Origin of the sequence: Pseudobutyrivibrio sp. ACV-2, from assembly GCF_900107545.1 — a bacterium.
Taxonomy (GTDB): Bacteria; Bacillota; Clostridia; order Lachnospirales; family Lachnospiraceae; genus Pseudobutyrivibrio.
Map to the genome: position 1 here is coordinate 1 of NZ_FNQZ01000003.1, position 12,737 is coordinate 12,737.

Sequence of the window (12,737 nt, forward strand, 5' to 3'; positions counted from 1 at the left end):
GCTAGAGTAAAATTTCACTCGGAAAATTGAATAAATAAAAAAGAACATCCTTCTTTGTGATAAAGTTATTTTTGCGAAAAAACAAAACAAGGGAGGATGTTCTTTTATGGAAGAAATTATAAGCTATTTTTACGAGGTTTTCATCCCTAAAATCATTGATGTTAGGATAAATTTTTATAAAGATGAGCATCATTGTGTTGGAGACCTTGCTTTAGCTACGAAAAATGAGACTGATAAACTAGGAAGGAAGGTCCTTGAATGCTTTATTTCAGAGATGGATTTGCTAATAAAGGAACTTCCTGAGAGGAAGCGACAGTGGTATGTTGAGCGTTCTGCAGATAAGAAAAGTTTAACTACAACATTAGGCGAAATTGTTTTTACAAAGACTTTGTATACATCAAAAACAGAATTGACTGACGATGGAAAAGAACTCCAATGTTACTTGTTAGATAAATTCCTAAAGTTAGAGGAAAATCAATCAATGACTGAGGATGTAGTGTCAAAAATCTACGAAGAGGCGGTTGATACATCATATCAAAAAGCAGGTGTTGAATGTGCACCTGAAGGGATTACGAAGCAGACGGTAAAGAATCTTCTTCATAAGACACAGTTTCCAAGAAGCTTTCAGATTCCAGAAACGAAAAAGACAGTCGATTATCTTTACATTGATGCTGACGAAGATCATTATCATTTGCAGTTTCATGAGGCTCGAGGTGACATAGAAGTAAATGAGAATGGCAGAAAGAATAATGGTGCTATGACAAAAATGATTTACGTGTATGAAGGTATAGAGCCAGAAGCACCAAAGAGTGACCGCAATAAACTTATAAATACACACTACTTCTTGAGGGGCTATGACCAGTCTAGTAAAGATATGTGGAAAGAGGTTTTTGAATATATAGATGTAACATATGATGTCGATAAGATAAAGAAGATTTATATTAATTCAGATGGTGGCCAATGGATAAAGACAGGATATAGAGGGTTAGCTGATACCACATTTGTTTTAGATGAATTTCACTTATCTAAGTATGTGTTCAAAATGATAGCTCACACTAAGGACACTCAAGATGATGCAAGAAATGAGATTTATTCATGCATTAGAAATCAAACAAAGGAAGATTTTTTCAAAGTCGTTGAAAAGCTAAAAGGATGCACAACATCAGAAAAGACTCATAAAAAGATTGATGATGCAGCCAAGTACATGACTTCCAACTGGACAGCAGCAAAACTTAGATTAAAGAAAAAAGAAGGAGTTGTAGGAAGTTCAACTGAAGGCCATGTTTATCATGCGTTATCCAGAAGGATGAGCACACAAGCTCTTGGGTGGAGCACAGTTGGTGCAAACCAGATGGCAAGGCTCAGAGAATATAAATTGAATGGCGGAGATATGCTTGAGCTTGCGAAATATCAAAAGGAAGATGTTCCTTTAGCTGCAGGAGCTGAAGAAGTTGTTCTAAGTGCGACTGCTATTTTAGCATCAGAGAGAACAAATAGAACTAAACTTCAAAAAGAGTATGGAAAATATGCACAGACTATGAGTTCAAGTTTATCCATACAAAGTTCAAAACGATTAACATTTTATCTACATGGAAAACTGTAAAAAGGAAACAACACCTTACGGTGTTGCCTTGAATAAAGTGCTACGCACGGACCTAATCTTTCATTTGCTTGATTACAGTGTATCTGCCAAGAAATGGGTGTCAAGGATGCTTTGCACCGAAGGCATAGTCCTTGACACGCATTTCAAGGCAGATAAAATATCAACAAGCAACCGAAGGATTATTTGTTGTACAAGAAAGTTAGGCATTGAGCATTAATCAGCGGCCTGCGGAGCAGGGCTTCCTTTTAAAAGAGAAAAAGAGTAAGATAATCTCAAATCTAATTCTTATCACAAATGCACAGGGATAGTCTTTTCTGTGTTTTCCGAGTACAAATTTACGCTGCCAAATAAGAGTATTATATTGAAGTTGATACTATAAAAAAGTATAATCGTCTATGCTTTTAGATTTAATCTTGCAGGATTCTATTTGAAAAGGATGGTTTTTTATGGCATCAACGTTTATAGCTATAGTTTTATTTCCATTGTTAGTAATTAAGGCTTTCATGAATAAATATGAAGGCAATCAACAGGAAGAATTCTTTAACATCAGGCAAACCACTACAATCAAAGGTATTATGATAATGATTGTGTTTTTTCATCACTACTCACATATTGTGCCAAATGTAGATACAATTGAGCTTGCATATCGAATTGGTCAGGTATGTATATGCGTGTTTTTCTTTATTTCAGGATATGCAACATTCTTAGGATATTCAAAATCAGCCTCAATTGACCTGAAAAAAGTATGGCAAAAAAGGGCATGGCGCCTGTATCTTCCAGTAACGATTCTTGGATTTTTTCAAAGTAATTTTATAAATGCTATTCTAATTTTTTTACTTGCATCAGATTTGGCATTCATATTTTTTAAAACAAACACTAAAAGATTATTATTTATCACTGCTGTAAATATTTTGTATTTTGTAGCTTGTATATTAATAGGCCTTGGTGAATGGTGGTATGATGATGTACTTACATTTGCCCTGGGAGCTGCTTTTGCTATATACAAAGATCAGCTTGTTGAAATTATGAAAAATAAAAAGATATACACTGTTGCAATGATTGGTCTGTGCATTGCTTGCGTACCATTTATGTACATGGGTATTAATTACATGTATTTTAATGTTTCGGTTACCATATATTCATTTTTGGCATGTATTGTTGTCGTTCTTCTTATGATGAAAGTTAATGTGACATCTTCCATATTTTATTTCCTGGGACAATATACATGGGAAATATTTTTAACACATCAGATGTTTATGGTGTTATTCAACAAAATCTTTACACATAATATTTTAATCATGGTATGTTCGTTTGCAGCATCAGTTGGATTTAGTGTATTATTGCAGAGTGGTGTTAAAAGAATGAGAAGTAGATTTTTAACAAAAGCTAATTCTCATGTATCAGCATAATTCATTTTAAAGAGGCAATAATTTGAGAGTATTATTATTAAGACATGGTCAAACGGACCTTAACGTACAAAAAAGATTACAGGGGAGCTCTGACATCCCACTTAATGAAAGGGGCAGAACCCAAGCCAGAGAAACTAAAAAGCTTTTAGAAGAACTTGGAATACATGTAACTAAAATCCTTTCCAGTCCACTTGAAAGAGCAATAGAAACCGGAAGTCTTGCCACAGGTATTCCTATGGAAGCCATCGAGACAGAGCAAAACCTTATAGAGATGAGCTTTGGAGTCTATGAGCAGAAAAACATGAATGAGGAAAATCCTCAGTTTTTGGTGGATTGCTTTGATCAACCTGAGACCTATCAGCCTCCAGTAGGTGGTGAAAGCTATGACGAAGTCCTGGCTCGTGCTAAATCAATCATTGAAAAGGTGCGCTCCATGATAGCTAACGGCACTCTAGAGGAAGATGACACTCTGCTTTTAGTAAGCCACGGCGCCCTCAGCCACGCTATTTTTGAATACATCAAAAATACTCCACGCTCAGCCTATTGGGATGTGGATTTCAACAACTGTGCCATAGCAGAATTGTTTATAACTACCGATGGTACAGCAGATGATTATCGATTCATCTCTGAGGGGTTCGAGAAAAACTGGTAAAAATATTTTTTAGTTTCACAAAATCAACAGATTTTTTGAGCTTCGTGATACATTCCGCGAAGCTCTTTGTTAATAACTTCAACTAGACAACGACATAATATTAATGGTATTATACTCTGGCCGTAGGCATTCATACTTGTTCATTTCTATAACAATTCTGATGGAAAGTTTTTTTGTTTTTTTGTTTCCGAATTTCCGATTCATGATATAATTAAAGGAGTAGAAATGACAAAAGTTAATAGAGAATACAAAGATAGATTGTTTAGATTACTGTTTGGTACAGAGGAGATGAAGGAGAATATTCTTCAACTTTACAATGCACTAAATGGAAGTAACTATGAAGACGCAAGTGAGCTTGAACTTACAACAATCGAGGATGTAATTTACATCCGAATGAAGAATGATGTCTCATTTTTATTTGACAGTTTTTTGTCTGTGTGGGAACAACAAAGCAGCTTTAATCCAAACATGCCGGTCAGAGGATTGATGTATTTTGGGATGCTTTATGAGCAGTATATAAAGTCTCATGGCATAAATGTATATTCCAGGGGCCTAAAGAAAATCCCCACTCCAAGGTACATAGTTTTCTATAATGGATTAGAAGACAGACCGCCAATTGAAAAGCTAAGGCTGTCTGATGCTTTTATAAATGAAGATAAAAGTGGAGATTTTGAGTGGACTGCTACAGGGTACAATCTTAACAAAGGCAAAAATGAGCGGCTGTTAGAGAAATGTAAGCCCCTTAGGGAGTACATGGAGCTAATCAACAGAATCAGGATAAATTCATTTGATTACGATATAGAAAAAGCTGTAGACTTAGCTGTTGATTCCTGTATTAAAGATGGCATTTTAAAGGATTTTTTGGAGAAGCATAAAGCGGAGGTGAGTGGTATGGTATTAACTGAATTTGATGAAAAAGTCTTTGTTGATGATACGCGCGAAGAAGCCCGTACAGAAGAAAAATTAGAAAATATCAAAAAACTCATGAATAAATTGAGTCTCACAGCAGAAAAAGCTATGGAAGTTTTAGATGTTCCAAAAGAAGACTATGATAAGTTCAAAGCAATGCTATAAAGGTATTCTCAAAGTTTATAAAAATGCTTAATAAAAGTCCCTGTTAATTACATTGTGATTAATGGGGACTTTTTACGTGTAAACCCAATGTTTTTAGTACAAAGGGAAAATAGTACAGGGGCTCCCGCGAGGGAGCCCCTAATGTGTTATTTGAAGCCACAATCAAAGTGACTAGGTCATACTCTTGTTATGAAATTATCCAAGTATTGAAAGTACGCCCTGTGTTGACTGGTTAGCCTGAGCAAGCATTGACTGACCTGCCTGAGCAAGAATGTTGTTCTTGCTGAAACTAACCATCTCATCAGCCATGTCTGTATCACGGATACGTGATTCAGCAGCTGTAGAGTTCTCAACTACGTTATCAACGTTAGCGATTGTGTGCTCTAATCTGTTCTGAACAGCACCAAGTGCTGATCTCTGAGCAGATACCTTTGCAACAGCATCGGCAATGGCATCGATTGCGTATGTAGCTGACATGCCGGTATCATCACTTACATTTAATCCTTTAACACCAAGACTAGCTGCTGACATTGAAGCGATGTCTACATTAATCTTGTTTGTCATATCAGCATCAGCTCCAACATGAAGGTTAAAGTTGAGTTTGTCAACATACTCTACAGTACCCTGTTTGATTTCGAAGCTGCCTGAGTTGTTGCTTGTAACAACAGCCTTATCGTCAGCACCGATTGAAGAAGCCTTTGTAAGCTCTTCAGCCATCATCTTGTAAGCATCTTTGACTGAGAGGACATCCTCGTCGTCACTGATTGCTTTCTTCTCAACTGCTGTGTATGTTGTTCCTGATGTAAGACTTGCAACGAGCATAGCACTTTTAGCTTCGGCAGAGTTAGCTGTGATTTTTACTTCATCTCTGTCATTAAGTAATGCAAGAGCATCATCAATAGTGAGTTTATTTGCACCGATATCTGTTTTATCTGATATTGTAAATGCTTTGCCTCCTATTTCGATTGTGTCAGCTGCTACAGCAGGATCAGTTTGCTCAGGCTTGAGAGCTTTAACAATTTCTTTAATTGTATCCATATTTGCAGGATCACTTGTTGTAGCTGTGATTTCTTCGCCTGATAGAGTAACTTTGTCACCTGCGGCGAGTGCACTACCCTTTAAGGCTGTGCCTAATTCTGCTACAGTAATAGTACCGGCAGTGGTTGCAGTAAATCCCATAGATGATTTTTCATTTGTATCAAGTCCGGATACAATATCGACATTGACCTCTTCATTAGCTTTATATATACCAGCTGCAGCAGAACCAATCTGTATAAGCGTTGCTTTTTTTCCATCTGCAAGAGCTTCACTAACTAGCTTTTGTGCGTCATTAGCTTTTAGCTTACCTGTAGTTAATTCAGTTGCAGTATCTATGGCGTATTCCTTACCATCAATATTTATCTTAGAGCCGGTTGCATAAAGACCTGTTGCATTCGTAGCTTTAGCTACTAAAGTCTTGGTTTGAGTCTTTCCATTTGCATCAACCCATGATACAGAATCGCCTACTGAAGCGACCTTTGTATTTAAAGTAGCAAGCTTCTGGAATCCATCAGTAGAAGTCTCTTTAGATCCAATAGTGTAATTCTTTCCAGCAATAGTGACTTTATCGCCATCCTCAAGTGCTTTCTTGAGTGTGAATGTAGATGTGCCATTTCCATTAGCTGTAAGTGTTCCATCGAGACCCGCATCATGTGCATTGACAGCCCTTGTAACTTTTGTGCCATTTGCATCACCTCTAAGAAGGTAAGTCTCATTGAACTTTGTAGTTTCAGCTACACGATCGATTTCAGTTGTAAGCTGAGATATTTCATCTTGGATTGAGCTTCTGTCAGTTTCACTGTTTGTACCGTTTGATGCTTGAACTGCCAACTCATTCATACGCTGAAGCATTGAGTGCACTTCTGTGAGTGCACCTTCAGCTGTCTGCACTGCAGATACACCGTCCTGAGCATTTGTAGATGCTTGATCAAGCCCCCTTATCTGTTTACGCATTTTTTCTGAAATTGAAAGGCCAGCTGCGTCATCAGCTGCGCGGTTAATTCTGAAACCTGATGAGAGTTTCTCAGTAGACTTAGCCTGAGCGCTAGATGTGATACCGAGCATTCTAGATGCATTAGCTGCTTGCATGTTGTGTTGTACTACCATAAAATTTTTCCTCCTTGAAATAAATATGGTGATGATACAGATTCAAGATTTATGAATCGTATCTATGAGATGTCCATCCTTGGACACTCTTTTGCATATTAAATTTTTCTTGCGATTCAGTTTTTTTGAAACTGAATCAATATAATAAGTCACCTCATTGGCCTAGGATTGAAATGACATTACTATCATAAATTTCAAAAGGTCCAGTTCTTCGTTGAAGTCCTAGTTCCATTTTTTTTAATTAATTCTTTGTGCTTGTTTAACTGGCGTTCCTCTTTATAGATTCTTCCAATCTTTTTCTTTGCACTATCAGAGATTTTCTGGTGCGGGACATAAGAATCATCCTTTTGTTCTCTTGCAATTTGGATATTTTTTGGTGCATCTATAAGGACTTTGATGCGTCCTGCTTCTGCACCTGCAAACATTACTTTGACGTCAGAACCGATATTGATAGATTGACCTTCTTTGAGTGTTAAACTAAGCATTTTTCTACCTCCTCGTAGTATAATTAGAATCCATTCTTTGGAGTAACAATTCATACAAATTGTTACCTTGTACTTCCTATATCGGATGCCCTTTGAAAAACTTAACCCCTAAAATAATATTTTTTAAAATTATTTTTAGCAGTCATTTCTCTAAGTTGTTTTCATTCTATAACGTTTTTGAATAAAGTCAATTGATTACACAGATTGTTCATATTTAAAATTCAGATTAAGGTACACGCTATCCTTTTCATCCTGGGTAATCCCAATGTAGCGTTTGGTGATCTCAAATGATGAATGATTGAAGATACTCATTAAAAGTATTGGGTTAGCCCCGTTTTTGTATGCGAAGTAGCCAAAGGTCTTTCGTAATGAGTGACAACCTATATGGGTATGATTGGAGATGGTCATTTGGGCCGCCTTTCTTATAATTCTATAAGCCTGAATTCTCGATATTGGTTTAAAACAATCATCCTTAGAATGAAACAAATACTGGGATGGGGCGACATTATCGCTGCTTTCCTTTAATAGCTTGAGAGCCCACTTTAATTCCTCATTGATTACAATGTTCTGTATTTTCTTAGTTTTCATTTCAGTCAATTTCAGATGGGTTTTACAGCAATCAAGCTCGAAATCATACACCTCGTCCCAGGTTATGTTAAGAATGTCGCTAATGCGTAAAGCTGTGTTTAGGCCCGTTACTATCAAGCAATAATTTCTCGGATTACAATGCTCCTCCTTGTAAAAATTCATGAAATCCCTCAATTCTCCAGAATTTCTAATTGGTTCTGTTACTGACATATCTATTCCTCCCTCTTGATATTACATATGAATCCTACCACTAGGTAACAATTTGTATGAATTGTTATACAAAAGAATGGATTCTGATTTTGCTACAAGGAGGTAGAAAATATGCTTAGTTTAACACTCAGAGAGGGTCAATCCATCAATATTGGCTCAGATGTTAAGGTAATATTCGCAGGTACAGATGGCAGTCACATTAAAGTGCTGATAGATGCTCCAAAATGCATCAAAATAGCCCGCGAACAAAAGGATGACACCTATATCCCACAAGCAAAGCTTTCCAACAGTGCCAAAGAAAAAATTGGACGCATCTACAAAGAGGAACGCCAGTTAAACAAGCACAAGGAATTAATAAAAAAGAAGAAGCTGGAACTAGAATTACAGCATTAACAAAAAGCTTCTCTTCTTGAAATTAATGTTAATAATGTCATTTCAATCCTAGGCTAACGAGGTGACTTATTATATAGATTCAGTTTAAAAACTTGAATCACAGATAACAATTTAATAGTCGAAAGAGAGTCCAAGGATGGACATCTCATAGATACGATTCACATCTATTGAATACGTATCGTCACCATATTTATTTCAAGGAGGAAAAATTTTATGGTAGTACAACACAATTTACAGGCTCATAACGCATCTAGAATGCTCGGTATCACATCTAGCGCTCAGGCTAAATCTACTGAGAAACTTTCATCAGGTTTCAGAATCAATCGTGCCGCTGACGACGCAGCTGGTCTTTCAATTTCAGAAAAAATGCGTAAGCAGATTAGAGGTCTTGATCAGGCATCTACAAATGCTCAGGATGGTGTATCTGCAGTGCAGACAGCTGAAGGTGCCCTCACAGAAGTGCACTCAATGCTTCAGCGTATGAATGAGCTTGCAGTTCAGGCAGCTAATGGTACAAACAGTGAGACTGACCGTCAGTCAATCCAGGATGAGATAGAACAGCTTACTACAGAAATCGACCGTGTTGCAGAGACAACAAAGTTCAACGAGACATACCTACTTAAAGGTAATGCTGATGGCACAAAGGTTACTAAGGCTGTAAACGCTCATGATGCAGGTCTCAACGGTAATTTAGTTGACAAGGGCAACGGAGTTACAAAGTTCTCTCTTAAAGAGAAGCTTAAAGATGGCGATAGCGTATCTATTGGTGGCGCAGAGTACAAGATTGGCTCTGGTAAGACAGAGGATAGCTATAAACTCGCCAGCAAATTAGGATCTACCGTAGCAAATGTCGGTGATAGCGTAACAATTTCTGGTAAGGAATATACCCTTACAAATAATGTAAAGATTTCTACACTTACGAATACAGGTACTGGTGACAATCAATACACAGCATCACTGGGCGATCAGATTATTGCAAAAGATGGTACTGTCTATGAATACTATGTAAAGGCTGACGGTACAAACACAATTGCCAATGGAAAAGCTAATACTACAACCGTTACAACAGGCTGGTATAAGAAGGATGAGTTCCAGGATACTGCTAGTTTCGAAGCTGGTGGTAATATGAAGACCCTAGGCTCTATCGCTAAAGAGGGTGCAACACTTAAACTTAAGACAGCTCAGGATAAAAACGGATTAGACACTTTTAATATTACAAGGAATCTTAATGATGGTGATGTTTCAGCATGGAAATTAGGTAGTAACGCTTCTGGCGATGCTAATAAGGGCAAAATTGATATGGATAATCTCAAAGGTGCTGCTTTAGGAGACTCATCAAAAACAATTAGTGCCGGTGACTCTATCACAACTAAGGGTGAGACTCTAACAGCTGTTGATACTGACTTTACACCTACAAAGCTTTCAGATGTAGCTAAAGAAATTGGTGCACTCGAAGCTAACAGTCAGGTAACAATCTCTAATATTGATGGTTCTAATAGTACAACATACAAGGTTGCCCAGAATTCAGCAACAGAGGATGAGGGTCAGTCTCCACAGGTTCTTACAAGAGAGCATATCGTTCAACTTCTTGAGGAAGGCCAGCAGGTTACTCTTAAAGATAAGGATGGAAACGATATAACTGGCAAAACATTTACTGTAGCTGGCGTTGATGCAGGCGACGAAGATAAGATTTCTGCACAAAGAGCTTACACCCTTATGGCTGAAGAGCTTCAGAAAGCATCTTCAATTGGAGCTGATACAGAAGCTAAAGTTACAAACAACAACGATGGTACATTTGACATTAAGCAGGGTACTGTTACATACGCAGACAAGCTTTCATTCAACCTTCACGTTGGCGCAGATGCTGACATGACAAACAAGATTAATGTAGATGTTCACTCTATGAGCGCTGCATCTCTTGGCATCAAGGGCATCAATTTAAAGGATGATACTGGTAATGCTGCTACATACGCAATCGATGCCATCGCTGACGCTGTTGCAAAGGTTTCTCAGCAGAGATCTGCACTCGGTGCTGTTCAGAATAGATTAGAGCACACAATCGCTAACGTTGACAACGTAGTTGAGAACTCTACAGCTGCTGAATCTCGTATCCGTGATACAGATATGGCTGAAGAGATGGTTAACTACAGCAAGAACAACATTCTTGCTCAGGCAGGTCAGTCAATGCTTGCTCAGGCTAACCAGTCAACACAGGGCGTACTTTCAATTCTTGGATAATTCTATAACAAGAGTATGACCTAGCTACTTTGATTGTGGCTTCAAATAACACATCAGGGGCTCCCTCGCGGGAGCCCCTTTAGCTATTTTATCAGATTAAATTTTTAAAGAAACTACTCTAATATACCTACAATACAGCTTTTCTTGCAGAAGCATATTCCGTAATTTACAGAACCAATGTAGCCATCTTCTAGAATGCCATCCTGATATTTTTGAGTAGCAATCTGGTCTAGAGCCTCTTGTAAGCATCCATCCATTTCATTAAACTTTTTGCAAGCCTTCAATTCAAAAATATACGCTGGATCTTTTGGCTTGTTCGGATAAAGAACAATATCAGGTCTGCCATCGCCTTCTTCCCTATTAGACCTTGCAGAGTAGTTTGGTAAGCCATACAAAAGAGACAAAAAGAACCCATGATAAAAACTTTCTTCACTATCAAAATAGCTTATGCTCTTTGAAAGTAGGCTACTGATAAATTCCTCTATTTCAGTACAATTTTTATCTTTGATAGCTTCATAAAGAGGAGAATAGTCTAATCCCTTGATACTCTTATCAAACCACTGACGCAGTTGATTTTTATAGACATATCCTATTTCTTTATTTGGTATCTTCATGGTGATGAATATGGTTTCATTTTCAAATCTTTCAGAAACCTTTTTCATATAGCCGGTAAAATACAGGAAGTTCCACAGATTGTCTTCATTTTCATGAATATCACCATAAGTGATATCTTCATGAATAGGCTTTTCTATGGTTCCACCAGAAATCAGTGTGTCAAGTTCCGCCCTTACATTGTCATCTGCATCATCAATCATTTCTTTAATTATGGAATTTGACGAGGTATTTGACCAATACGGAACAGGGAATGCAGTCTCGTCTAAAACATGGTCTCTTACATAATTTATTACACTCCATGGATTATAGACTTCAGTCTTGCCAAATAAATATCCATCATACCAGTCTTTTAGAATATCCACATTGTTTGAAAGTACATATTCTTTCAGCATTTCTTCTGTCTCTTCCTGGGTGAATCCAAAATACTCACCAAAGTCAAGGCTATTGATAGAATTCACCTGTAGATTATTCAGACCAGTAAAAATGCTTTCTTTACTTATTCTCAGGCAACCTGTAACCACAGAGAAATCAAGGGCATCATTTGTCTTGAGCGCCGATTCAAAAAGCGACCTGATAAAGCCTATCATTTCGTCATAAAATCCAAATTGATATGCATTTTCCAGAGGCACGTCGTATTCATCAAGTAGTATTACAACCGTTTTTCCTAAATACTTTTGCAAATTAACAGAAAGCAATTTTAGAGAAGTGGCGTATTTTGCTACTTCGTTGCGAATAGCGGCCTTTCGCTCATCATCTGTATGGAATGTTTTCTCTTTTTGAAGCCATATATTTCTACCGAATTCATATTCCTCATATTCTTCAATGCTGCTTGTATCATCCCCCATAAACTGTTTTATGTAGCTATGGCGCTCAAATTCACTTATAATCTCATCTCGAATTTTGAGAAATGCTGCGGCAAAATCATTCTGCTTCCCAGACTTAAGAGAAAGCCTAATGACAGGATGCTGACCCATTTTTGAAATAACATTATCTGAGCCATTAAGTAAAATCTTTTTCCCTTCAAAATATCTGCTGTTATCTACCTTATTTCCAGCTCTATCTCTTTCATCCTCAAAAAAAGTTTGAAGCATAGAAAGAGCCAGTGTCTTTCCAAAACGCCTAGGTCTGGTAAAAAGTGTAACCATTCCCCCAACTTCAATCACATCCTTAATAAGCAATGTTTTATCAACATAATAGCAATTATCATCTATTAACCTTTTATAGTTTTCATATCCAATGCCGATTTTCTTCATGCCTATATTCCTCTGTACTTTAATTTAATTGAATAGGAGTCTTTTACAAATTTGAAATGAACCAGGTAAGAC

General features: G+C 37.3%; 10 protein-coding genes and 1 pseudogene. 7 read left to right on the forward strand and 4 right to left on the reverse strand.

Features of this window, described 5'->3' with window-relative positions; translation table 11 throughout:
* The first annotated feature begins 106 nt into the window (after window positions 1-106).
* The 4 genes from BLV53_RS04610 (at window position 107) to BLV53_RS04625 (ending at window position 4,738) form a co-directional block, all read left to right on the forward strand.
* On the forward strand, window positions 107-1,603 hold the full coding sequence (locus BLV53_RS04610) for an ISLre2 family transposase (protein ID WP_090297761.1): 1,497 nt from the start codon (window positions 107-109) through the stop codon (window positions 1,601-1,603).
* A gap of 446 nt (window positions 1,604-2,049) precedes the next feature.
* Window positions 2,050-3,012, forward strand: coding sequence for an acyltransferase family protein (locus tag BLV53_RS04615; RefSeq protein ID WP_090297764.1), 963 nt, complete (start codon window positions 2,050-2,052; stop codon window positions 3,010-3,012).
* A 22-nt stretch (window positions 3,013-3,034) separates the two neighbouring features.
* Window positions 3,035-3,664 (forward strand): histidine phosphatase family protein, encoded by a 630-nt coding sequence (locus BLV53_RS04620; RefSeq protein WP_090297767.1) that lies wholly within the window; start codon window positions 3,035-3,037, stop codon window positions 3,662-3,664.
* A 225-nt stretch (window positions 3,665-3,889) separates the two neighbouring features.
* Window positions 3,890-4,738 carry a hypothetical protein gene (locus tag BLV53_RS04625; RefSeq protein ID WP_090297770.1) on the forward strand — a complete coding sequence of 283 codons (849 nt, stop codon included), beginning with the start codon at window positions 3,890-3,892 and terminating at the stop codon, window positions 4,736-4,738.
* Window positions 4,739-4,933: 195 nt separating this feature from the next.
* Here the strand turns inward: BLV53_RS04625 and BLV53_RS17800 are convergent, their stop codons facing one another.
* From BLV53_RS17800 to BLV53_RS04645, 3 genes are all read right to left on the reverse strand, one after another.
* Window positions 4,934-6,883 carry a flagellin N-terminal helical domain-containing protein gene (locus BLV53_RS17800; protein ID WP_278335376.1) on the reverse strand — a complete coding sequence of 650 codons (1,950 nt, stop codon included), beginning with the start codon at window positions 6,881-6,883 and terminating at the stop codon, window positions 4,934-4,936.
* A 194-nt stretch (window positions 6,884-7,077) separates the two neighbouring features.
* A complete protein-coding gene (locus BLV53_RS04640) occupies window positions 7,078-7,368 on the reverse strand; it encodes a carbon storage regulator (RefSeq protein ID WP_170830756.1) in 291 nt (96 codons plus the stop codon).
* A 195-nt stretch (window positions 7,369-7,563) separates the two neighbouring features.
* The gene (locus BLV53_RS04645) at window positions 7,564-8,166 is read right to left on the reverse strand and encodes a tyrosine-type recombinase/integrase (protein WP_090297776.1); all 603 of its coding nucleotides are present in this window, start codon (window positions 8,164-8,166) and stop codon (window positions 7,564-7,566) included.
* Between the two features lie 111 nt (window positions 8,167-8,277).
* Between BLV53_RS04645 and BLV53_RS04650 the strand changes: the two genes are divergently transcribed.
* The 3 genes and pseudogenes from BLV53_RS04650 to BLV53_RS17810 all read left to right on the forward strand — a co-directional run bounded on the left by BLV53_RS04650 (window position 8,278) and on the right by BLV53_RS17810 (window position 10,797).
* A complete protein-coding gene (locus BLV53_RS04650; RefSeq protein WP_090297779.1) occupies window positions 8,278-8,559 on the forward strand; it encodes a carbon storage regulator in 282 nt (93 codons plus the stop codon).
* Window positions 8,560-8,772: 213 nt separating this feature from the next.
* A pseudogene (locus tag BLV53_RS17805) lies at window positions 8,773-9,483 on the forward strand (flagellin N-terminal helical domain-containing protein); the annotation flags it as partial.
* Between the two features lie 978 nt (window positions 9,484-10,461).
* Complete coding sequence (locus BLV53_RS17810) at window positions 10,462-10,797, forward strand: flagellin (protein ID WP_242879036.1); 336 nt, start codon at window positions 10,462-10,464, stop codon at window positions 10,795-10,797.
* Between the two features lie 113 nt (window positions 10,798-10,910).
* Here the strand turns inward: BLV53_RS17810 and BLV53_RS04660 are convergent, their stop codons facing one another.
* Window positions 10,911-12,665, reverse strand: a complete 1,755-nt coding sequence (locus BLV53_RS04660; protein WP_090297785.1) for an AAA family ATPase — start codon at window positions 12,663-12,665, stop codon at window positions 10,911-10,913.
* Window positions 12,666-12,737 lie beyond the last annotated feature (72 nt).